The 21,006-nt window shown below is 66.0% G+C and carries 21 protein-coding genes; 3 read left to right on the top strand and 18 right to left on the bottom strand.

The features are described from left to right. Positions 1-66 precede the first annotated feature (66 nt). From H7F36_RS03785 to flgB, 12 genes are all read right to left on the bottom strand, one after another. On the bottom strand, positions 67-1,296 hold the full coding sequence (locus H7F36_RS03785) for an HDOD domain-containing protein (protein WP_187053419.1): 1,230 nt from the start codon (positions 1,294-1,296) through the stop codon (positions 67-69). A gap of 36 nt (positions 1,297-1,332) precedes the next feature. Beyond that, a complete protein-coding gene (gene flgL, locus H7F36_RS03780; RefSeq protein ID WP_187053418.1) occupies positions 1,333-2,535 on the bottom strand; it encodes a flagellar hook-associated protein FlgL in 1,203 nt (400 codons plus the stop codon). A gap of 17 nt (positions 2,536-2,552) precedes the next feature. After that, positions 2,553-4,436: a flagellar hook-associated protein FlgK gene (flgK, locus tag H7F36_RS03775; protein ID WP_187053417.1), complete on the bottom strand. Its 1,884-nt coding sequence runs from the start codon at positions 4,434-4,436 to the stop codon at positions 2,553-2,555. Then, positions 4,433-5,284, bottom strand: a complete 852-nt coding sequence (flgJ, locus tag H7F36_RS03770) for a flagellar assembly peptidoglycan hydrolase FlgJ (protein WP_187053416.1) — start codon at positions 5,282-5,284, stop codon at positions 4,433-4,435. Before flgJ ends, flgK begins: the two co-directional genes overlap by 4 nt. 87 nt (positions 5,285-5,371) lie before the next feature. After that, positions 5,372-6,499 carry a flagellar basal body P-ring protein FlgI gene (locus H7F36_RS03765; protein ID WP_187053415.1) on the bottom strand — a complete coding sequence of 376 codons (1,128 nt, stop codon included), beginning with the start codon at positions 6,497-6,499 and terminating at the stop codon, positions 5,372-5,374. Positions 6,500-6,506: 7 nt separating this feature from the next. Continuing rightward, on the bottom strand, positions 6,507-7,202 hold the full coding sequence (locus tag H7F36_RS03760) for a flagellar basal body L-ring protein FlgH (RefSeq protein ID WP_187053414.1): 696 nt from the start codon (positions 7,200-7,202) through the stop codon (positions 6,507-6,509). 17 nt (positions 7,203-7,219) lie between these two features. Beyond that, positions 7,220-8,002: a flagellar basal-body rod protein FlgG gene (gene flgG / locus H7F36_RS03755; RefSeq protein WP_187053413.1), complete on the bottom strand. Its 783-nt coding sequence runs from the start codon at positions 8,000-8,002 to the stop codon at positions 7,220-7,222. 16 nt (positions 8,003-8,018) lie between these two features. Next, entirely contained in the window at positions 8,019-8,756 is a 738-nt protein-coding gene (flgF, locus tag H7F36_RS03750) for a flagellar basal-body rod protein FlgF (RefSeq protein WP_187053412.1), read from the bottom strand. Between the two features lie 43 nt (positions 8,757-8,799). Further along, complete coding sequence (flgE, locus tag H7F36_RS03745; protein ID WP_187053411.1) at positions 8,800-10,017, bottom strand: flagellar hook protein FlgE; 1,218 nt, start codon at positions 10,015-10,017, stop codon at positions 8,800-8,802. 28 nt (positions 10,018-10,045) lie between these two features. Beyond that, a complete protein-coding gene (locus H7F36_RS03740) occupies positions 10,046-10,726 on the bottom strand; it encodes a flagellar hook assembly protein FlgD (RefSeq protein ID WP_187053410.1) in 681 nt (226 codons plus the stop codon). A 16-nt stretch (positions 10,727-10,742) separates the two neighbouring features. Then, entirely contained in the window at positions 10,743-11,147 is a 405-nt protein-coding gene (flgC, locus tag H7F36_RS03735; RefSeq protein ID WP_187053409.1) for a flagellar basal body rod protein FlgC, read from the bottom strand. A 3-nt stretch (positions 11,148-11,150) separates the two neighbouring features. Beyond that, complete coding sequence (gene flgB, locus H7F36_RS03730; RefSeq protein WP_187053408.1) at positions 11,151-11,603, bottom strand: flagellar basal body rod protein FlgB; 453 nt, start codon at positions 11,601-11,603, stop codon at positions 11,151-11,153. A 195-nt stretch (positions 11,604-11,798) separates the two neighbouring features. On the opposite strand from flgB, the gene flgA reads away from it, so the two are divergent. The 3 genes from flgA to H7F36_RS03715 all read left to right on the top strand — a co-directional run bounded on the left by flgA (position 11,799) and on the right by H7F36_RS03715 (position 13,340). After that, on the top strand, positions 11,799-12,575 hold the full coding sequence (flgA, locus tag H7F36_RS03725) for a flagellar basal body P-ring formation chaperone FlgA (RefSeq protein WP_261802488.1): 777 nt from the start codon (positions 11,799-11,801) through the stop codon (positions 12,573-12,575). Positions 12,576-12,663: 88 nt separating this feature from the next. Continuing rightward, entirely contained in the window at positions 12,664-12,981 is a 318-nt protein-coding gene (gene flgM, locus H7F36_RS03720) for a flagellar biosynthesis anti-sigma factor FlgM (protein WP_187053407.1), read from the top strand. A gap of 2 nt (positions 12,982-12,983) precedes the next feature. Next, complete coding sequence (locus H7F36_RS03715; RefSeq protein ID WP_187053406.1) at positions 12,984-13,340, top strand: hypothetical protein; 357 nt, start codon at positions 12,984-12,986, stop codon at positions 13,338-13,340. Positions 13,341-13,482: 142 nt separating this feature from the next. Here H7F36_RS03715 and H7F36_RS03710 read toward each other — a convergent pair whose 3' ends face one another. From H7F36_RS03710 to motA, 6 genes are all read right to left on the bottom strand, one after another. Further along, positions 13,483-14,199: an RNA polymerase sigma factor FliA gene (locus tag H7F36_RS03710; protein ID WP_187053405.1), complete on the bottom strand. Its 717-nt coding sequence runs from the start codon at positions 14,197-14,199 to the stop codon at positions 13,483-13,485. A gap of 35 nt (positions 14,200-14,234) precedes the next feature. After that, entirely contained in the window at positions 14,235-15,686 is a 1,452-nt protein-coding gene (gene flhF, locus H7F36_RS03705; RefSeq protein ID WP_187053404.1) for a flagellar biosynthesis protein FlhF, read from the bottom strand. Beyond that, entirely contained in the window at positions 15,683-17,743 is a 2,061-nt protein-coding gene (flhA, locus tag H7F36_RS03700) for a flagellar biosynthesis protein FlhA (RefSeq protein WP_410003080.1), read from the bottom strand. Before flhA ends, flhF begins: the two co-directional genes overlap by 4 nt. 8 nt (positions 17,744-17,751) lie before the next feature. Further along, on the bottom strand, positions 17,752-18,933 hold the full coding sequence (locus H7F36_RS03695; protein WP_187053402.1) for a flagellar biosynthesis protein FlhB: 1,182 nt from the start codon (positions 18,931-18,933) through the stop codon (positions 17,752-17,754). A gap of 108 nt (positions 18,934-19,041) precedes the next feature. Then, positions 19,042-20,010 carry a flagellar motor protein MotB gene (gene motB / locus H7F36_RS03690; RefSeq protein WP_187053401.1) on the bottom strand — a complete coding sequence of 323 codons (969 nt, stop codon included), beginning with the start codon at positions 20,008-20,010 and terminating at the stop codon, positions 19,042-19,044. Between the two features lie 13 nt (positions 20,011-20,023). Then, positions 20,024-20,881 (bottom strand): flagellar motor stator protein MotA, encoded by an 858-nt coding sequence (gene motA / locus H7F36_RS03685; protein WP_187053400.1) that lies wholly within the window; start codon positions 20,879-20,881, stop codon positions 20,024-20,026. Positions 20,882-21,006 lie beyond the last annotated feature (125 nt).

The following is a 21,006-nucleotide window of genomic DNA, read 5'->3' as shown; positions in this document are numbered from 1 at the left end:
GGGAAAGAAAAACAGGGGAAACACAAAGATCGTTCATGCGGCGTGCGTCGTCAGCAGTCCAGCCTGCTACAGGCTGCCGCCCGCGAGCATTCGCAGCAGTGCGCGGTTCACGTCGTCGGACGCCAGGCCATAGGTTTCGCGCACGGCACGCAACGGAGCCGGGTCGTCCGATTCCATTGCGAGGGCGGCTTTCAGGCTCGGTGCATACGGGCCGTTGTGGCTCACGATGGCCGAGACGATTCGCTCCGACAACGGGATCCGACTGAGGCTGAGTTTGAGCGGCTCGTCGAGCACGAGGTCGAGCTGCGCGAACAGGCCGCACAGGTACACCTCGCGCCGCAGATCGTCCTCGATGCCGGCGTCCATCAGGTGCTCCATCAGGTGGCCGCGCAGCACCATCGTCGCGTTCACTGGCCGCAGGCCCGCATCGTCGGTCGCGTGCGGCAGTTGCTCGGCCAGCCAGGCACTCAGCGAACGAAAGCCCAGCATCATGAAGCCGTGCCGCAACGACGCGATGCCGCTGCGCAAGCCCAGGCCAGCCGAGTTGAGATACAGCAAGAGGCGGTAGGCCAGCGTCGGTTCTTCGCCGAGCAATTGTTCGATGCGTTCGAGCGACGGCTCGTCGTCGAGCGCGTTCATGGTCTGCACGATGGCGCGACGGCTCGGCGGCAGCGGCTGCCCTGCGTAGCGGTGCACCGCATCTTCGACCGGCCAGCCTGCGATGGCCCAGGCGCCTTGCTGATCGAGTGCGTGTTCGGCAAGCGCGCGACTCGCCACGCCTTCGACCATGGAGTTGGGGAGCACCGGGCTGCCTTCGGCGCGGGCCGCAAGACGACCGACTGCGGCCGATTCGCGCGCGCGCTTGGCGGCATGCAACGCGGTGCCGGCATCGACCGCCGACAGCGCGGTCATGCGCCGCTCGAAGCAGCGCGCCACGTCTTCGGGTGGGTTCTGTGCCGCGTCGCCACGCGCCACCATGCGCACGCCGCGCGAGCGCGCGGAATGCACGCAAGCGCGCAGCCGCGCGTCGTCGAGCCAGCGCACCGGCACTTCGATCATCGGGTCCGACGGCGTGGCGTGTTGCAGCAGGCTGGTCAGCAGTTCGCGCGACTGCAAAGACAGCAGCAGCGCCGGTGACTCGGCGGTGCGCAGCTCTGCAAGCATGCGAAGCAGGTGATGGCCGTCGACGCCTTCGCTGTCTTCGTGCACGAACAGCTGCACGCCGGACAGTGTGCGGCTACGGCCCCACATGGGCCGGTAGCCGAGGGTCAGGCTGCCTAGTACGGTTTGCGCCATGAGGCCTCCCGTGGCGTGGGGGTGTGTTTCATCGCGCTAGCTGATGAAGTTGAAGAGCGACTGTTTCTGGATCTGCGCGTAAGAACCGAGCGCCGCGGAATACGCGGTCTGCTGCGTCTGGAAATCCGAGACCCCTTTCACCATGTCGATGTCTTCGGCACGCGATCGATCCGCCTCCAGCTGGATGCTGCGATCGGCTTGTCGCCCCGAGATGTCGTCGACCCGATTCAGCAGGTCGCCGGCCGTGCCGCGCGACGACTGCAGGCGCGACAGGCCCGAGTCGATCTGCACCAGAGCCTGCGACACGTTCTGCGCCACTGCGCCCGTGCTGGTGGCGTCACGGATCCCGGCAATCGCCGCGTCGAGCACGCCGAACAGACCGGAGCGGGTGCTCGGCTTCACTTGCAGGGTCGCGCCGTTGGCCGGCGTGCCCGATGGCGTCAACGAAATGCCGTCGAACGCTATCGCCTGACCTTGCCGGTAGGGTTGCGCGCTTTGCACCGTCGTTCCCGCGGTGGTGTTGAGCACGTTGTAAGTCGTCGCGCCGCCGCTCACGGTGAACACGATGTTGTAGTTGGCGCCGGTCACCGCGCTTGGGTCGGTGACCTTGCCTGCGTCGGTGTAGACGGTGCTGGTGCCGCTCGCCTGCGTGATGGCGAACACGCCGTTCCCGGTGGGCACGTTCATCCAGGTCGCGGCGCCATCGAGCGTGGCGGGCACCGACACCGCGCCGCCCGCGGTCTGGCCTGCGATGCCGTTGAACGTCACGCCGCCGCTGGTGTCGGAGAACGGTGCGGCCGTGCTGCCGAGCCCACCGAAAAGCGGCTGTCCATTGCTGTCTTTTTCATTGGCGTAGCCGAGGATCTGGTCGCGCAGCGTGGTCATCTGCTGCGCGATGCTGGCGCGGTCGGTGCCGGTGAGCGACGTGTTGCCGGCCTGCACGGCAAGGGCGCGAAAGGTCTGCACGGCGGTTATCGCATCGCCCAGTGTCGACTCGGCCGTTCCGACAGCGTTGCGTTGCACTTCGAGGGCGCGCTGGTCGGTAGTGACGCGCGCCATGCGTGTGATGGCGCGCTCGGCCTGCGCCGCGCCGCTCGGGTCGTCGCTCGGGCGCAGCACCTTCTTGCCAGCCGTGAGTTGCTCTTGCAGACTCGACATTTGCGACTGCCGTGCGGTAAGTTGGCGCACCGCGTTGTCATAGGTGTTCGCGCTGCCGAGGCGGGTGGTGTTGCCAGACATGGGTTACTCCGTTGAATTCAGTGCATGCCTTGCAGCAACGTGTCGAAGATGCTTTGCGCAATCTGGATCATCTTGGCCGACGCCTGGTAGGCCTGCTGGTACTTCAGCAGGTTGGCGGCCTCTTCGTCGAGGTTGACGCCCGACACGCTGGTGCGGCTGGTCTCGAGGTTCGTCGCAATCGAGTTGGAGATGCCCGCGGCGTACTGCGCGCTCTGCGAACGGACGCCGACCGTCGCCATCAGCGAGGCGTAGCCATCGGACAGCGGGGCGCCGTCGAACACCGTGGCGTCGCGCAGGCCGAGCAGTGCGGTCGCGTTGCCGGCATTGAGGTTGCTGTAGCCCGGCGTCGCTGCCTGCACGGTGATGGTGTCGCCGGGTTTCGGTGTGCCTTTCAGCGTGAGGTTCCAGCCGTTGAAGCTGATCGGCTGGCCCGCTGTGTAGGCCACGCCGGTCGGGTTGCCGGTGCCGGTGCCGCTCACATCGAAGGTGCCGGCCGCGTTGAAAGTCAGCGTGACGGTGCCCGTCATGTTGGCATCGGCCTTGGCTGGCGCGAGTGCCGACACGGTCACGTTGCCGGTGTTGCTGGTGCCGGCGCGGGCCTCGATCGGGTTGGCCGCGGCAAGTGCGCGCGGCGAGGTGATCGCGGTCGCGACCTGACCGGCAGCGGCGGCATACGGCTTGAGGGTGAAGCTGTCGCCGGCGTTGGCTGTGCCTGCACCGACGGCGATGGTCAGGCCATCCACTTGCACCGGCAGCGGTCCGGTGAAGTTGCTGATCTTGCCGTCCGACAGCCGCGTCACCTGCAGGCTGCCTGCCGCGCCGAAGTTGAGCTGGTAGGACGATGCAGCGAGCGCCGACGGGTCGGTCACGGTGGCGCCCACCGTCGCGTTGCCGGTGTTGGCTGTCGCCGGCACCGCGTCGGGCACCGCGATCGGCTGGAAGAAATTGCCGCCGGCATTGCCGTCCAGATCGACACCGAGCTTGTGCTGCGCATTGACTGCGCTGGTGATGGTCGTCGCCATGCGCCCCAGCAGGTTACGGGCCTCGGCGAGGTCGGTGTTCTGAAAACGCAGCAACCCGGCCACCGCACCGCCGCCCAGCGTTTCGCCCGGGATCGTCGAGCTGGCGTTGCCGCGCGTGAGCGCCAGGGCTTGCGTGCCGTCGGCGCCGGTCGTGAGCGACAGCGGTGCGGCAGAACTGCCGAGCACCAGTGGCTGGCTGCCGATGAACACGCTCATGGTGCCGTCGTCGGCCGCCACGGTGGTGGTTTGCACCTGCTGGTTGAGATCGCGCATCGCCTGATCGCGCTGGTCGAGCAGGTCGTTGGGGGCTTGGCCGCCGCCCTGCGCGCGTGCGATTTGCTGGTTGAGCGCGGCCACCCGCGTGGCCAGGCTGTTGATGGTCGTGACCGCATTGCCAAGTTGCGATTTCACGCCTTGCTGCAGATCGTCGAGCCGGCTTTGCGCGTCCTGGAAGCGCGCGCCCATCTCGTCGGCGCGGGTCAACACCACGTTGCGCGCGGTGATGTCGGTCGGCGTGCTCGCCACGTCCGACAGCGAGTTGAGCATGTCGGTCACCGACGCGCCGAGGCCGCTGGCGCCACCGGTGAAGATGTCTTCGAGCGAGGAAAGCTGGTTGGCGCGCGTGCTGTCCATCGACGACACGGACGCGGCCTGCGTCGCCTGCGTGGTCAGAAAGTCGCTGTGGGCGCGCTCGATGGTCGAGACCTCGACACCCTTGCCGATATAGCCGCTGCCGGTGTATTGCCCCGGCACCTGCGACATCACCGCGGTCTGGCGCGAATAGCCGACCGTGTTGGCGTTGGCAATGTTGTTGCCGGTGGTCTGCAGCGCAAGCTGATTGGCCAGCAGGGCCCGCGCGCCGACGTTGAGCAGACTCATGCTTGAGACCTTTGCAGCTGCAAGCTGGTGTTGATGGCGCGGCTCAGCTTGGCCGCGTAGGCCGGATCGGTGGCGTAGCCGGCGCGTTGTAATTCAGTGGCGTAGGCGGTGGCCGAGCCGGTCTGCGCGCGGGCCTGCGCATAGCGCGGGCTCTCGCCGATGAGCTTGGCGTAGTCGCGGAACGACTCTTCGTACGAGCCGTAGGCGCGGAACTTGGCCGTGACCTTCTTCGCTTCGCCGTCGACGTATTCGGTGGTCGTGATCTCGGCCACCTTGCCGGTCCAGCTGCCCGTGGCCTTGATGCCGAACAGGTTGAAGGCATTGCTGCCGTCGGCGTTGCGGATCTCGCTCTTGCCCCAGCCAGTTTCGTGGCCGGCCTGGCCGATCATGAAAGCCGACGGAATACCGGTGGCCTGGGCCACGCGCTCGGCGGCTTCGGTGTGCTGCGACACAAAGCCGCTTTGCGTCGCGCTCGGGTTGGTCGCGGTGCCGCCGAGCGACACCGTCGGCGTGGCGCTGCGCGCATTGCCGGTCATCTGCTGCGTGAGCTGCCGCGTGATGGCTTCGGTCAGGCCGCCGGGCATGCCGGAGAGCTGCACTGCGAACTGCTGGTCGAGCAAATCGGTGCCGAGCTTTTCGCCGTCGCTGTCCATCAGTCCTGATTTCATCGTGGCCTCGCGCATGCTCTTGATGAGCTCGCGCATGAAGAGCGATTCGAACTGCTTGGCGGCTTCCTTGACGGCCTTGGGATCGTTGCTGCCCGCGACCAGCTTGAGCGTGTCGAGCGAACGCGCGTCGGCCGCGAGTCCGCCGCTGCTCAGGGTGGGAATGGATGACGGCGCGGCCATGTCAGTGCCGCCCGGCCGCCCGAAGGCACTGACGCTCCCCCTCGGGGGGCCGCGATACGCGAAGCGATGAGCGTGGGGGCTTCATCTTCAGATGACCTCGAGTTCCGCGTTGAGCGCGCCCGAGGCCTTGATGGCTTGCAGGATCGCCAGCAGGTCTTGCGGCGTGGCACCGAGCGCGTTGAGCGCACGCACCACGTCCGACAGCAGTGGCGAGTTCGGAAGCTGAATGAGGATCCCGGGCTCCTGCTTGATCTGGATGCTGGCCTGCTCGGCCACCACCGTCTTGCCGTTGGAGAACGGCTGCGGCTGGCTGATGATCGGTTGCGAGCTGATCGTGATCGACAGGTTGCCGTGCGCCACGGCGCAGGGGCCCAGCGTGACGGCCTGATTCAGCACCACCGAGCCGGTTCGCGCGTTGATGACCACACGCGCCGCCGGAATCGGAATCTCCAGCGTGAGCTCTTCGAGTTGCGCAATGAAGCTGACCCGGGCGTTGGCATCGACCGGTGCCTGCACCTGCACCGTGCGGCCGTCGAGCGCGCGAGCCAGGCCGCTGCCGAGCTTCAGGTTGACGACGGCTGCCACGCGGCGTGCGGTTTCGAAGTCGGCCGAGTTCAGGTCCAGACTCACGCTGTCACCGTCGTTCAGCGAGGTCGGTACCGAGCGCTCGACCTGCGCGCCGTTCGGCACGCGACCGGCGCTCAGGTGGTTGATCTGCACCTTGCTGCCGGCGGCCGAGGCACCTGCGCCACCGATGATCAGGTTGCCCTGCGCCAGCGCATAGATCTGGCCGTCGGCACCGCGCAGCGGCGTGGCGATCAGCGTGCCGCCCTTCAGCGACTTGGAGTTGCCCATCGACGAGACGTTGACGTCGAGCATTTGGCCCGGCTGCGCGAAGGCCGGCAGCGTCGTCGTCACGATGACGGCCGCGACGTTCTTCAGTTGCAGCTGCGATGCGGTCGCGGCCGGCAAGGTCACTCCCAGCTGCTGCAGGTAGTTGGCCACGCTCTGCGTGGTGTAAGGCATCTGCGTGGTCTGGTCGCCCGTGCCGTCGAGACCGACGACCAGGCCGTAGCCCGTCAATTGATTGGAGCGCACGCCTTGCACGGCGGCCACTTCCTTGATGCGGATGGCGTGGGCGGGCGCGAGCAGCGCCATGCTCAACATGAGCAGGCCGGCGAGACGAGCGGAAAGGCGAATGGGGGTGTTCTTCATCGAATGCTCAGAAAGGCAAGACGCTCATGAAAAAGCGGTTGAGCCAGGGCATGACTTGCGCTTCCTGCTGCGCACCACGGCCGCGCGACTCGATGCGCACGTTGGCCACTTGTGCCGAGCTCACCACGCTGCCGGCCTGGATGGAGCGCGGATCGATGGTTCCGGAAAAGCGCAGGACGTCGACGTTCTGGTTCACCCCGATCTGCTTCTCGCCTGTGACGACGAGGTGGCCGTTGGGCAACAGGTCGACCACCGTCGCGGTGATCGAGCCCTGGAAAGTGTTGGCGCTTTCGGTGCCGCCCTTGCCTGCGAAGTTGTAGGCCGAATCGGCCGTCGCGCTGGCGCGGCTGAACGAGTTGCTCTTGAAGAAGGGCATCGCGCTGATGCTGGCGTCGATGCCGTCTTTCTTGTCGATCGACGAAGTGGACTTCTGGCTCGCGGTCACGTTCTCGACGATGGCGATGGTCACCGTGTCGCCGACCAGCCGCGCGCGGCGGTCCTCGAACAGCGGGCGATAGCTGCTGGTGTGGAACAGGCTGCCCGTCGCATTGCGCGGTGCGGCGACGGGTGCCGGCACGGCAGGCGGTGCCGTGCTCGGCATGTCGACCTGTGGCGTATTGGCGAGCGTGGTGCAGCCGGTCACGAGCGCCGACGACAGCGAGAGCATCGACACGATCAGGGCGAGGGAGGCGAGACGTTTCATGACCGGGCTCGAAGTGATCAGAGCTGCGCGAGCTTCTGCAGCATCTGGTCGCTGGTCTGGATCGCCTTCGAGTTCATCTCATAAGCGCGCTGCGTCTGGATCATCGAGACCAGTTCCTGCACCACGTTCACGTTCGAGGTTTCCAGAAAGCCCTGCATCACGGTGCCCAGGCCGTTGGTGCCGGCAGTGCCGCCTTGCGGCTGGCCCGACGCAGCGGTCTCGGCATAGAGGTTCTCTCCGCGCGGTTCAAGTCCGGCCGGGTTCACGAAGTTGGCGATGGCCAGCGTGCCGATGGTCTGCGGCGCGGCCTGGCCCGACAGCGTGGCCGACACGGCGCCGTCGGTCGCGATGCTCACGTTGGTTGCGCCCGCCGGCACCGTGATGCCGTTGGCCACCGGCAGTCCCGCCGCCGTCACGAGGCGGCCCTGCGCGTCGACCTGAAAGGAACCGTCGCGCGTGTAGCCCATGGTGCCGTCGGGCTGCGTCACCTGGAAGAAACCATTCCCCTTGATGGCGAGGTCGAGCTGGTTGTTGGTCTGCTGCATGCTGCCCTGCGTGAACGAGCGGCTGGTGGCGACTGTGCGCACACCCAGGCCGAGCTGCAGGCCGGTCGGCAGCTGCGATTGCTCGGTGCTGTTGGCGCCGACCTGCCGCAGGTTCTGGTACATCAGGTCTTCGAACACGGCGCTGGCGCGCTTGAAGCCGGTGGTCGAGACGTTGGCCAGGTTGTGCGAGATGACGTCGAGCTGCGTCTGCTGCGCTTCCATGCCGGTCTTCGAGATCCAGAGCGAGTTGATCATGGTGTTCTTTCGGGCATCAGCCCACGGCGAGCAATTGGGCGGCCGATTTGTCGGACGCTTCGGCGGTGGTCAGCAGGCGCATCTGGGCGTCGAACTGGCGGGCGGCGGCGATCATGCCGACCATGGTTTCGATCGCGTTCACGTTCGAACCTTCGAGCGCGCCGGTTTCCAGGCGCGCCGTGTTGTCGCTCGGCACCGGCTCTTGCGATGCGGTGCGAAACAGGCCGTCCTCGCTGCGCTTCAACGGGTCTTCCTGCGTCGGCGTGGCGAGCTTCAGGCGGCCCAGTGTCGACACTGGCTGGCTACCGGTTTTCGAGGTCACGGTGCCGTCGTTGCCGATGCTGATATCGCCACCCGGCGGCACGTCGATCGGCGAACCGCCGTCCGACAAGATGACCAGGCCAGAGCTGTTGACCAGCGTGCCGGTCGGCGACACCTGCAGCGCGCCGGAGCGGCTGTAGGCTTCGGTGCCGTCGAGCCCTTGCACTGCGAACCATGCGTTGCCTTGCGCTTGCACGTCGAGGCTGCGCCCGGTGCGCTGCACGGCGCCGGGCGAACTGTCGTGGCCCGAAGTGGCTTCGAGTGCGAACACCCGGGTGGTGGCGCCGTCGCCTCGCACCGGCACCGCACGAAAGGTCGACAGCTCGGCACGGAAGCCTTGCGTCGATGCGTTCGCGAGGTTGTTCGCGAGCACGGCCTGGCGTTGGGCGGCCGCGTTGGCGCCGCTCATCGCGGTATAGATCAGATGGTCCATGGCGTGCCGTGCGTGTGCTGGGAGGTCTTGGCGAACGGATCGATCAGCGCAGGTTCACCAGGGTCGACATGACCTGGTCTTGCGTCTTGATGGTTTGCGCGTTGGCCTGGTAGGCGCGCTGCGTGGTCATCATGTTGACCAGCTCGGCCGTCAGGTCGACGTTCGATTCTTCGAGCGCGCCCGAGCGCAGCTGGCCGAAGGTGCCTTCGCCCGGCGCGCCGTGCACCGGCTGGCCCGATGCGGCGGTCTCGATCCAGTAGCCCGAGCCGGTGGGCGACAGGCCCTGCACGTTGCGGAAGTTCACCAGCGCGACCTGGCCGGCCGACTGCGTCTGGCCGTTGGAGTAGGTGGCGGTCAGGATGCCGCTGTCTTCGATCTTGATGCCGGTGAGCGCGCCCGAGGTGTAGCCGTCCTGGGCAAGATCTGCCACGGCGAAGGCCGAGTTCACTTGCGTCATCTTGCTCAGGTCGAGGGTGATCGGGAAGGTTTGCGCAGGATCGTTCGGCGAGGCCAACGTCAGGCTGGGCACCGGCGAGGTCGCGGTATTCAGACTGCCGTCGGCGTTGAAGTTGACGGTGAAGGGCGTCGATGTGTTCGGGTCGCTGCCGTTGACGCTCGTGTGCACCTGCCAGCTGTTGTTGGCCATCTTGGTGAAGTACAGGCCGACCGGCACTTCGAGGCCCTGCGCGTCGAACGCGGTGAGCGAGGTGCCGTAGGTCTGGATCGGTGTCGGAGGCGTTGCGGTGGCGGCGATGGGCGCGGCCGCGTTCAGCGTGATTTCCGCGGCCATCTTGGTGGTTTGCTTGGCCGGAATGGGCGTGCCGGTGGGCAGCTTGAGCGGCTGCGCGTCGAAGCTCAGGCGCACGCCTTTGGCATCGGTCGGGTAGCCCATCACCGTGGCACCGCTGTTGGTGATGATGTCGCCGTCCTTGTCGAGCTTGAAGTTGCCGGCGCGCGTGTAGGCGGTCGAACCGTCGGACGCTTTCACCTGGAAGAAGCCCTTGCCGTTGATGGCGACGTCCAGGTCGTTGCCGGTGATCGACAGCGTGCCTTGCGAGAATTGTTGCGCCACTGCGCCCACTTCGACGCCGAGGCCGACGTTGGTGCCGCCCAGTGCGCCGGCCGAGCTGGCATAGATTTCCGCGAACTCGGCGCGCGACGACTTCATGCCGGTGGTGCCCGCGTTGGCGATGTTGTGGCCGATCACGTCGAGGCTTCGGCTGGCGGCGTTCAGGCCAGAAAGTGCTTGTTGAAAACTCATGGAGTGCTCCTGGAAGGAAGAGGGCGAATCAGAGAACCGTATGGACCTTGGCGTACGGCGTGACGCCGGCAGACAGCAGCGTGAGCGTGAGCCCGGCGGCATCGCTGCCGACGGCCACGACCTTGTCGCGCATCAGTGCCGTGGACTGCACCGCGTCGCTGCCGTTGGTGGCAGTGACCTTGAACTGCAGCGCCGCACCGGCCGGGTACTTCGACGCGTCGAGGCTGAAGCCGTGCTGGCCGGCGTCGAGCTTGCCGAGCGAGACGGTGTCGACGATCTGGCCGCCGGCGGTCATCACTTGCACCTTGACGTCGGTCGCACCGGTGGCGAGCTCGACCGCGCCGACGGCCGTGGTGCCGTCGATGGCGATCTGGTTGCCTTCGGTCAGCACGCTGCGCCCGACCATGTCGCCGGACTGCAGCATTTGCTGCGACGCCATCTGCGCGGCCATCGCCTTCATCGTGGTGTTGAGCGACTCGATGCCGGTGACGGTGTTGATCTGCGCCATCTGCGTAGTCATCTGCGCGTTGTCCATCGGGTTCATCGGATCCTGGTTGCTGAGCTGGGCGACCAGCAGCTTCAGGAAACGGTCCTGGATGTCCGCGGAGCTGGTGCTCGTGCCGGTGCTCGCGGCCTTGTCGGCACTCGAGCTGATGTTGTAGCTCGACGTCGAACTGGCAATGGCGGAAGTGGCGCTGGTGGCGGTCATTGACGGGGTCCTTTTCTTACTGGCCGAGTTGAAGCGTCTTCAGCATCAGGCTCTTGGCGGTGTTCATGATTTCGATGTTGTTCTGGTAGGAGCGCGAGGCCGAAATCATGTTGACCATCTCTTCCACCGGGTTCACGTTGGAGTGCGTCACGTAGCCTTCGGCATTGGCGGCCGGACTGGCGGGTTCGTGCACCTTGCGGCCGGGCGTCTGGTTCTCCGAGATCGAGTCGACGCGCACGCCGGCATCGGCGGCGCTGCCGTACGGCACGGTCTGGAACACGACCTGGCGCGCCTTGTAGGCCTGGCCATCGGGGCCGGCCACGGCGTCGACGTTGGCCAGGTTGCTGGCCACCACGTTGAGGCGTTGCGACTGCGCGCTGACCGCGCTGCCGGCAATGCCGAGGATCGAGAACATCGACATGGTTTATTGCCCCTGGATGGCAGACATCAAAGTCTTGCTCTGGCCGTTGATGAAGCGCAGCGTGGCTTCGTAGCGCACTGCGTTGTCGGCAAAGGCGGCGCGCTCGCGGTCGAGGTCGACGCTGTTGCCGTCGGCGGTCGGCTGGGTCTGCACCACGTAGCCCGCCGCGTTGTCGCTGTCACCGATGCCGGCGTCGCTGCCGCCGGTGAGCGGGATGTGGCGTGCGTTGCTGCGGCCGCTGTCGATGGTGCCGGCGCTGGTCGCCATGCGCAGGGGCGAGCCGCTGCTTGCACTACCCGTCGCACTCTTCAGTGCATCTGCAAAGTCGAAGTCGCGTGCCGCGTAGCCGGGCGTGTCGGCGTTGGCGATGTTGCTGGCGATCACGCGCTGGCGATCGGCGCGCAGCACCAGGGCCTTCGCATGGAAGTCCAGTGAGTTCGTCAAGTTGTCCAGCATCGGAAGGGCCTCGGATAGGAGTGGGTGGCCATTTCGGGCCGTGTGGAAATTATGAAAACGCGGCCACTCCGGGAAGCACGGAGTAAAGGGGGGATTCGCGGCCTGTTCGGCGCTTTGTGCGGCGCGGCGCTGCCTATATTTCAGTCGCGGCACTGTTGCTGCAGCTTCTTCTTTGGACTTCCGGAAAGGCGCCTCATGCCATCCCCTCAATTTCGCAGCCGCTGTCCTGGCAAGGGCCGCATCGCCGGCATCACCGCGCTGTGTGCCTCTATGTATGTGGCGGCCTTGTGCGGTGCTGCCCAGGCCCAGCAGGCACCGTCGCAAGGTGCCGAGGTCGCGCCGGAGTTCGTCGCCGCCACGCAGCAGTGGCTGGACGACGCCGTCGCAAGATCGCAGGCTGCATCCGCCTCGCCGCTTCGCATGGAAGTGAGCGTTGGCGCACTCGACAGCCGGCTGCGGCTGGCGCCGTGCACTCACGTCGAGCCCTACATCCCGGTCGGCCTGCGCTTGTGGGGTCGCACGCGGCTGGGCCTGCGCTGCACCGATGGGGGCGGTCGCTGGAACGTGTTCCTGCCCGTGACCATCAAGGCCTTCGGCCCGGCCTGGGTGTTGCGCGACAACGTGGTCGCCGGCACATTGCTGACAGCCTCCAGCGCCGTCGAGGCCGAAGCCGACTGGGCCGCCGAGCCGTCGCCTGTCGTGGCCGATCCGGCCTTGTGGGTTGGGCAGACCGCAGCGCATTCGTTGCTGGCCGGGCAGCCGGTGCGGCAGTCGATGGTCAAGCCGGCCCAGGTGTTCGCAGCGGGCGCGCAGGTGCGGGTGGTGGCCACGGGGCCGGGCTTCGAGGTGACGTCCGATGCGCAGGCCATGACGCCGGGCGTTGTCGGCCAGATGGTGCGGCTGCGAATGGAAAACGGCCGCATCACCACCGGAATCGTGCAGGATTTGCGCACGGTGCGGCTGTCGATGTAATTCAGCCCTGAGAAAGTCCTCAAGTTTCTCCAAAGGGTGCCGAAATTACAGGGACGATGCTTCCACAAGGGGGCACTGGAGTTGAATCATGAAGATCCAAGCACTGAACGATCCCGCCCTCGCGGCCGCATCGCTCGCAGCCACCAAGGCCGAGCGCGGCGGAGCCTCGAGCGGCACCGGCGGAGCCGAAGCAGCAGGCGCTGCCAGCAGTACGGGTGCGACTGTCACGGTGTCGGGTGCGGCCCGCACGTTGAACGTCGCCTCGGCCGGCACCGGCATCGATGAAGCCAAGGTGGCGTCCGTCAAGGCGTCCATCGCCGACGGCACCTTCAAGGTCGATTCCGGCGCCATCGCCGACAAGATGCTTTCGAATGCCCAGGAAATGTTGAGCCGAGTGAGGAACTGACCATGCCCGATACCCGCAATTCCGCCGAATCCCTCCTGGTCGAAGTCGAGCAGCAGCTCGACGTGGTCGATGCCGGCCTGATGGCGGGCGAGCCCGATGCACTGCAGCGCGCCTGCGCTGCCCTGCGCGAAGTCGCCCTGTCTTTCGCCCGTGTGCTCGAAGCGGCCCTGTCGGCCGAAGTGTTCGACCATGCCTTCCGCCGCCGCATCGATGCAGTGGCCCAACGCCTGTCCACGCAACGCCAGAGCATCGCCCGCCGCACCGTGGTGGTGGAGCGTGCGCTGGCTTCGATCTTCCGGCCGGCGGCCGACGCGACCTACGCGCGACTGGGCGACCGCCCGACCTTCGCTTCGCATTGATCTCTTGCAGGGTCGACAGACCCTGGCAGCGAACGCTGCCCGTTGACCGGGCGTGCAGCTGTCGGTTGCCCGATTACCGTTAGACGCTCCAATTGAAAACGGCGCCGCAAGGGCGCCGAAGCACACGGCCGCAGAGGCCGCCTCAGTGGCTGCGCATCTTCGCGCGAAGTCGTGCGATCGACTGGCTGTGCAACTGGCTCACGCGCGACTCGGTGATGCCGAGCACCGCAGCGATTTCTTTCAGGTTCATGTCCTGCTCGTAGTACATGCCCATGATGAAGCGCTCGCGTTCCGGCAGACCGTCGATCGCCACCACCAGTGCCTTCTTCAGGCGCTGGTCTTTCAAGAGGCTGAGTGGATCGGCCTCGGTGTCGGCGGTATGCCGATCCAGAAAACCGTCGGAGTCTTCGCTGCCGGCACCGATGTCTTCGAGGTAGACCAACTGCGTGCCGCGCACGCGACCGAGCAGGGCCTGGTATTCGTCGAGCGGCATCTTGAGCTCGGCGGCAATTTCCGATTCGACCGGAGAGCGGCCAAGCCGATGCTCCAGCTTGTGCACCGCCTGCTCGATCTGCTTCTGGCTCTTGCGCGAGCCGCGCGACAGCCAGTCGCCTTCACGCAGCTCGTCGAGCATGGCACCGCGAATGCGTTGCGTCGCAAAGGTTTCGAACTGCACGCCCTGGCTCGCTTCATAGCGCGACAAGGCGTCCGCCAGACCGATCATTCCGACCTGGATCAGGTCGTCGAGCTCGACGTTGGCCGGCAGCTTCGCGATCATGTGGTGCGCGAGACGCTGCACCAACGGCACGTACTGGCGAATCAAACCGTCGCGGTCGAGTCGGCCTTGGGGGTTGTACATCTGGGAAGCTGTAGCGGCGAGCATTGCGTCGAAGTTCAGGCGCCGCAATCGGCCGGTGAAAAGTAGCAGGGCATGTCGACCGGCTTGGGGTCGAAGGCCGAGCGTTGGGCTGCCTGCATCGAGGCGCGAATGAGGCCGCGTGCATCGCCGACCTTCCAGTCCTCGGGCACGCGCTGGCCATTGCCGATGCCACGCACGGTGAACTCGTGGCGCATGAGTACGTCGAGCACCGGGCCGAGCTTGGCGGCTTCGTCGATCTTCGAGACGATGGCCTGGCGCGTGCCGCCGAGCTTGAATGCGATGGCCATGTCTTCCAGCGTGTCGCCATGCGCACCGGCGTTGAGCACCAGCACGCGCTTGACGTTTGGCACGTCGAGCATGTCGAGCAGATCGCGGCGGCGCGGATCGTGCGGCGCCACGCCGGCGGTGTCGATGATCACGACCTTCTTGCCTATCAACAGATGCAGTAACTCCTGCAGCGCGGCGCGGTCGTGCGCCAGATGCGCCACGACGCCGAGGCTGCGCCCATGGGCGCGCAGTTGTTCGTGCGCCCCGGCGCGTTGCGTGTCGAGCGTGATAAGGCCGACGCCGGAGGGACCGTGCAGTTGCGCGCCGAGCGCGGCCAGCTTGGCGGCACTGGTGGTCTTGCCGACACCGGTCGCGCCAATCAACGCGAACACGCCGCCCTCTTCAGGGATCGACGGCTGCACGGTCTTGGAGCTGAGCCGGTTCTCCAGCGAGCCGAGCAGCCAGCGCACGGCGTCGCCGGCTTCGAGTGAAGCGGGCATGGCTTCGAGCACCGAGCGCGCGAGGCCGGGCGAGTAGCCGGCACGCACCAGCTTCAGCATCAGGTTCGACTGGATCGGATCTTGCCGCGCCTGGCCGAGCCACGCGAGCGCGTTGAAGCGCTCGCCCATCATGGTCTGCATCGACTGCAGTTGCGCCATCAGGTCGGGGGATGTGGCGGCGGGGGCGGTGGCGGGTTCGGTCACGACCGAAGCGGTCGGCGCGCCAGGCGTCGCAGTGGAAGCGATGAAGTCGTTCACCACGACGGCGACCGGGGGCGATGAAAGGATCTGGAAACCGGGCTTGGCAGCGTCTTTGGCGGGTGCGGGAGCCACAACGACCGGCACGCTCGCTTCATGTTGACGGCGCAGCATCCGCTCGCGCACATAGTCCTGGAACGACAGCGTGCTCATCGCGAGCTGCTCGGTGTCGGCTTGCACGCCGATGTCGAGCGCGGGTGCGGCGACCGCTTCGACGATGGCCCTGGGTGCTGCGACCGGCACTGGGCGTGCAACTTCGACCGATCCATGCTCTGGCGTGTTGCTGTCGATCAGTGCCAGCGCGGCTTCGGTCGCGGCCATCACTTCGACGCCGTCGGGCAGCTGGCGATTCGACAGGATCAGCGTGTCGTCACCGAAGGCGGCACGCGCCTTGGCCAGTGCCTCGCGGGCGGTCGGTGCGAGAAAGCGTTGAATATTCATGCGGAAGCACCTCGAAGGATCGGGCCGATGCGGATCGTGTGGGTTTCAGGAATTTCGCTGTGCGCCAGCACTTGCAAACGGGGCGCAACGCGGCGCACCAGGCGCGAGATCGAACTGCGGATGGCGTCGGGTACCAGCAAGCAGGCCGGTACGCCCAGCTCCTCCTGCTTTTGTGCGACTTCGGCAGCGGTGCGGGTAAATAGTTCGGCCACGCCGGGATCGAGGGCAGGGGCTTGCGCATTGGCCAGCGCCTGCACCAGCAGGCGCTCGAAGCCGGGCTCGATGGCGATGACGTCGAGCTCGCGCGTCGGGCCGTAGATCTGCTGCACGATGGCCGGCGACAGCGCCACGCGCACACGGCGCGCCAGCTCGGCCGGGTCGGTGGTCTGGCCGGCCTGTTCGGCCAGCGTTTCGACGATGGTGCGGATGTCGCGGATATGAACCGACTCTTCGAGCAGCAGCTGCAAAACTTTCTGGAACGTCGAGATCGGTACCAGCTTGGGTACGACTTCTTCGATCAGCTTGGGGGCCAGCTTGCTCACGTGTTCGACCAGTTGTTGGGTTTCGGTGCGGCTCAGCAATCGCGCTGCCTGAACCTGCATCAAGTGTGAGAGATGGGTCGCCATCACGGTGGGTGAATCAACGACGGTAAAACCGGCCATTTGCGCGGCTTCCTTCTGGCGTTCCTCGATCCAGTGCGCCGGCAGGCCGAAGGCCGGATCGGTCGTCGCGGTGCCGATCAGCGGCGTGTTGATGCCGCCCGGATTGATCGCCAGGTACATGCCGGGGAAGGCTTCGCCCTCGGCCACCATGACGCCGCGCAAGGTCACCCGGTAGCCGCTCGGCTTGAGTTCGAGGTTGTCGCGCACGTGCACCGCGGGCGGCAGGAAGCCGACCTCCTGCGCGAACTTGCGGCGCACGCCCTTGATGCGCATGAGCAGGTCGCCTTGCCGGTTCTTGTCGACCAGCGCGATAAGGCGGTAGCCGAGTTCGAGGCCGAGCAGGTCGACTGGTTGCAGGTCGTCCCAGGTGGCTTCTGCGTCGGCCGCGGGCGCTGGCGCGGGTGCATCGACGGCCGGTGGCGGCCGCCGTGAAATCATCCATGCGCCGTAGCCGAGCAAGCCGCCCATCACCAAGAACACGACGTGCGGCATGCCGGGAATGATGCCGAGCAAGATGAGGATGCCGGCGGTCAAACCGAGCACGCGCGGCGAGGTGAAGAGCTGCTGCACGATCTGCCGGCCGACGTCTTCTTCCTTGCCGACGCGCGAGATCACCATGGCCGCGGCAACCGAGATCAGCAGGCCCGGAATCTGCGCGACCAGTGCGTCACCCACGGCCAGCAGCACGTAGGTGTCGGCGGCCTTGCCCACTGGCAGGCCATGCTGCAGCACGCCGATGGTGAAGCCGCCGATCACGCTGATGATCAGGATCAAAATGCCGGCCATCGCGTCGCCGCGCACGAACTTGGAGGCACCGTCCATCGCGCCGAAAAAGTTGGCTTCTTCCGCCACTTCGAGGCGGCGACGCCGTGCTTCCTTCTCGTCGATGTTGCCGGAGTTCAAGTCGGCATCGACTGCCATCTGCTTGCCGGGCATCGCGTCCAGGGTGAAGCGCGCTGACACTTCGGCGATGCGCTCCGCACCCTTGGTCACCACCACGAAGTTGATGACCACCAGGATCGCGAACACGATCAAACCGACCGCGAAATTGCCGCCGATCAGGAAGTGGCCAAAGGCTTCGATCACCGCGCCGGCAGCGCCGGGACCGGTGTGGCCTTCGAGCAGCACGACCCGTGTCGAGGCCACGTTGAGCGACAGCCGCATCAACGTGGTGAGCAGCAGCACCGAAGGGAATGCCGCGAAATCGAGCGGCCGCACCATGTACGCGGCGACCATCATCACCATCAGCGCGACGGCGATATTGATGGTGAAGAAAGTGTCGAGCAGCCAGGGCGGAATCGGCAACACCATCAGGCCGAGGATGGCGACGACGAGCAATGGCGCCGCGGCGCGCTGGAACATCGCGCCCTGCGCACCGAACCATTGGCGGATCATGTCCGGATTCATTCAGTGCCTTCGACGGGTTGCTTCGGGTTCTTCGGTTGCTTGGGCGTTTTGTTCAGCGGATCGAGCTCCGGCGGCACGAAAGGCTCCGGCACGACCAGCGGCATCGGCGCTTCACCGCGCAGTGCGGCTTTCAGGCGATACACATAGGCCAGCACCTGCGCGACGGCGGTGAAAAGACTGGCCGGAATGGGCTGGTCGAGCTCGGCGTGCGCGTACAAAGCGCGCGCCAGCATCGGCGACTGCACGATCGGAATCGAGTGCTCCTTGGCGATGTCGCGGATCTTCATGGCGAGCAGATCGGCGCCCTTGGAGATCACTTGCGGCGCGCTCATGGTCTGCTCGTCGTAGCGCATCGCCACGGCAAAGTGCGTCGGGTTCATCAGGATGAAGTCGGCGCGCGGCACGGCGGTGATGCTGCTGCGCTGCGCCCGCTCGCGCGCGTTGCGGCGCATCTGGCCTTTCATGTGCGGGTTGCCGTCGGCTTCCTTGTGCTCCTGCTGCACTTCCTGGTGCGACATCTTGAGCTTGGCGCGATGAAAGTGGTTTTGCAGCGGCACGTCGATCACCGCTGCGGCCAGCACCACCAGCATTACCAGGCTCATGCCCGACACCAGCCAGTCGCCGAGCGCAGCCAGCCCGGCGGGCGACTGCTGCATCGCGAGCTGCGCGATGGTGTGCAGCGAGCCCGCCGCGAACATGTAGCCGACGGTGCCTAGCAGCGCCGACATGAAGACCAGCTTGGCGACGTTGACCAGCTGCTGCTTGGACACCAGATTGCCGATGCCCGACAGTGGATTGAGTCGGCTCAGGTCGGGCGTGATCGACTTGATACTGGCGACCCACCCGCCCGTCGCGATGGTGCCGGCGATGGCCGCGAACAGCACGATGGCCGCGAAGATCGCGCAGGCCGCAAGCCCGAGGTTGGTGTACGAGGTGAGCCGGGCCAGCATGTCGCCGGGTTGGGCGATGCTGTGGGCGTCGAAGTGAAACGCATGTGCCAGCGTGCTGCGCATGCGCTCGAAGGCGGTGGGTGCCAGCAGCAGCAGCGCGACAGCGCCGGTGCCGAGAACGATCAGGTGCGGCAGGTCTTTCGAGCGCGCAGCCTGACCGTCGCGGCGAGCCTGATCGAGCTTGCGTTGCGTTGCGGGGAGGCGGCGGTCCTGACTGCTGGATTCCATGACGGGCTTTGGGTGTGCCAGCCATTGTCCGAAGCGGGGGCGAAAACGAAGCGCCGATAAGCGGCGCGAGTGCCTGTCAATTCGCAGCGACGCGAGGCGCGCCGTCGCTTACGGCTTGTCTGAAGACGCGCCCTTGTCGTGGTCGCGGGCCAGCTGTTCGTTGATGGCCTTCACTGCATCGGGCGCATCCAGGCGAGGCGTGCCGAGCAGTCGCGACTCAGCCTCGTGCGTCAGCACGGTGATGCTGATGCGGCGGTTCACCGGCGCCATCGCGTTGCCCTTGTCGAGCAGGTCGCTTGCGGCCAGGCCGACCACGCGCACCAGCTTGTCGTCGGGCATGCCCGAGGCGACGAGTTCGCGGCGCGACGCGTTGGCGCGATCGGCCGAAAGCTCCCAGTTGCCGTAGCCGCGATCGCCGTTGCCGTACGGCGTGGCGTCGGTGTGGCCGGCCAGGCTGACCTTGTTCTCGATGCCGTTGAGCGCGCTGCCGATCTCATGCAGGATGTCGCGCATCTGCGGCTTCACCAGCGAACTGCCGGTGTCGAACATGGGCCTGTTCTGGTCGTCGACGATCTGGATCTCGAGGCCATCGATGGTGACCTGCATCTTGATCTGCGAGCGGTACTCGCGCAGCTTTGGGTTGGCGGCAATCAGCGCGTCCATCTTGGCGCGCAGTTCGTTCATGCGGCGCGCATCCTGTTTGGCTTGTTCTCGCTTCGGGTCTTCGATGTTGAGCGGTGCACTCTCTTTGCCCTTGCTACCGTCGTTGCGCTTGACCGCGCCGACCGTACGCGTCAAGTCTTTGCCACCGCCCGTCACGATGCTCGAACTGGCGCCAGCGCCAGAACCGCCCGCCATCTCGACCTTGAGCGGCGATTGAAAGTAAGAGGCGATGCCCTGCAAGTCGCCCTTGGCCGTAGAGCCCAGCAGCCACATCAAAAGAAAGAACGCCATCATCGCGGTGACGAAGTCGGCATAGGCGATTTTCCAGGCGCCGCCGTGATGCGCATGCGCGGTCTTCTTCACCCGCTTGATGATGATTGGCTGGAGCTTCTTGGTGCCGGGACTGGTGGCCATGGGGAGTTTCTGCCTACTTCTTCTTCACGTGGGCTTCGAGCTCGCTGAAGCTCGGGCGGTCGGTCGAGAACAGCACCTTGCGGCCGAACTCGATCGCGGTCGTCGGGTTGTAGCCCTGCATGCTGGCCAGCAAGGTGGTCTTGATGCACTGCAGTTCCTTGGAGGCGTCTTCGGCCTTCTGCTCGAGCAGGCCGCCGAACGGCTCGACGATGCAGTACGCCATCAGGATGCCGAGGAAGGTGCCGACCAGCGCCGAGCCGATCATCGCGCCGAGCACTGCCGGTGGCTGGCCGACCGAGCCCATGGTGTTGACCACGCCCAGCACCGCAGCCACGATGCCAAAAGCCGGCAGTCCGCCAGCCAGCCGCGCGATGGCCGCGACGGGCGCGTGCTCTTCCTGGTGGTGCGTTTCGATCTCGCTGTCCATCAGCGCTTCGATCTCGTGGGCGTTCAGGTTGCCCGACACCATCATGCGCAGGTAGTCGGTAGTGAACTCCACGACGTGATGGTCTTTGCCCACGGTCGCGTACTTCTGGAAGATGGCCGAGTCCTGCGGTGCTTCGACATCTTTTTCGATCGACATCAGGCCATCCTTGCGCGCCTTCTGAAGAATGTCGTAGAGCAACGCCATCAGCTCCATGTAGCGCGCCTTGGTGTACTTGCTGCCCTTGAAGGCCTTGGGCACCGCCTGCAGCGTAGCCTTCAGTACCTTCGGCTGGTTGTTCACGATGAAGGCGCCGATGGCACCACCGCCAATCACCATCATCTCGATCGGCAATGCATGCAGCACCACGCCGATGTTTCCGCCGTGGATGATGTAGCCGCCAAAAATGCAGCCCAGCGCGACGACGTAACCGATGATGACGAACATGGGGGAGTGATCAGTTCAAGGCACGAGGGACATGTAAAAAGCGGCAGCAGACAGTGCACCGCGCATGCAGCGATTTGGCACGCACCGCCCGCTCGACACTCCATTGAAAAGGGCCCGTTCAGGGG

Origin of the sequence: Variovorax sp. PAMC28562, assembly GCF_014303735.1 — a bacterium.
Taxonomy (GTDB): Bacteria; Pseudomonadota; Gammaproteobacteria; order Burkholderiales; family Burkholderiaceae_C; genus Variovorax.
Note: the sequence above shows the minus strand (reverse complement) of the source record. Positions and strands in the feature narration are given on the sequence as shown.

Coding starts and splice junctions, on each gene's coding strand:
- flgE (WP_187053411.1), bottom strand. CDS start 10,017: ATGAGTTTTCAACAAGCACTTTCTGGCCTGAACGCCGCCAGCCGAAGC.
- motB (WP_187053401.1), bottom strand. CDS start 20,010: ATGGCCACCAGTCCCGGCACCAAGAAGCTCCAGCCAATCATCATCAAG.
- flgB (WP_187053408.1), bottom strand. CDS start 11,603: ATGCTGGACAACTTGACGAACTCACTGGACTTCCATGCGAAGGCCCTG.
- H7F36_RS03760 (WP_187053414.1), bottom strand. CDS start 7,202: ATGAAACGTCTCGCCTCCCTCGCCCTGATCGTGTCGATGCTCTCGCTG.
- H7F36_RS03765 (WP_187053415.1), bottom strand. CDS start 6,499: ATGAAGAACACCCCCATTCGCCTTTCCGCTCGTCTCGCCGGCCTGCTC.
- flgG (WP_187053413.1), bottom strand. CDS start 8,002: ATGATCAACTCGCTCTGGATCTCGAAGACCGGCATGGAAGCGCAGCAG.
- H7F36_RS03715 (WP_187053406.1), top strand. CDS start 12,984: ATGCCCGATACCCGCAATTCCGCCGAATCCCTCCTGGTCGAAGTCGAG.
- motA (WP_187053400.1), bottom strand. CDS start 20,881: ATGTTCGTCATCATCGGTTACGTCGTCGCGCTGGGCTGCATTTTTGGC.
- H7F36_RS03785 (WP_187053419.1), bottom strand. CDS start 1,296: ATGGCGCAAACCGTACTAGGCAGCCTGACCCTCGGCTACCGGCCCATG.
- H7F36_RS03710 (WP_187053405.1), bottom strand. CDS start 14,199: ATGTACAACCCCCAAGGCCGACTCGACCGCGACGGTTTGATTCGCCAG.
- H7F36_RS03695 (WP_187053402.1), bottom strand. CDS start 18,933: ATGGAATCCAGCAGTCAGGACCGCCGCCTCCCCGCAACGCAACGCAAG.
- flhA (WP_410003080.1), bottom strand. CDS start 17,743: ATGATCCGCCAATGGTTCGGTGCGCAGGGCGCGATGTTCCAGCGCGCC.
- flgC (WP_187053409.1), bottom strand. CDS start 11,147: ATGTCGATGTTCTCGATCCTCGGCATTGCCGGCAGCGCGGTCAGCGCG.
- flgA (WP_261802488.1), top strand. CDS start 11,799: ATGCCATCCCCTCAATTTCGCAGCCGCTGTCCTGGCAAGGGCCGCATC.
- flgM (WP_187053407.1), top strand. CDS start 12,664: ATGAAGATCCAAGCACTGAACGATCCCGCCCTCGCGGCCGCATCGCTC.
- H7F36_RS03740 (WP_187053410.1), bottom strand. CDS start 10,726: ATGACCGCCACCAGCGCCACTTCCGCCATTGCCAGTTCGACGTCGAGC.
- flhF (WP_187053404.1), bottom strand. CDS start 15,686: ATGAATATTCAACGCTTTCTCGCACCGACCGCCCGCGAGGCACTGGCC.
- flgK (WP_187053417.1), bottom strand. CDS start 4,436: ATGAGTCTGCTCAACGTCGGCGCGCGGGCCCTGCTGGCCAATCAGCTT.
- flgJ (WP_187053416.1), bottom strand. CDS start 5,284: ATGGCCGCGCCGTCATCCATTCCCACCCTGAGCAGCGGCGGACTCGCG.
- flgF (WP_187053412.1), bottom strand. CDS start 8,756: ATGGACCATCTGATCTATACCGCGATGAGCGGCGCCAACGCGGCCGCC.
- flgL (WP_187053418.1), bottom strand. CDS start 2,535: ATGTCTGGCAACACCACCCGCCTCGGCAGCGCGAACACCTATGACAAC.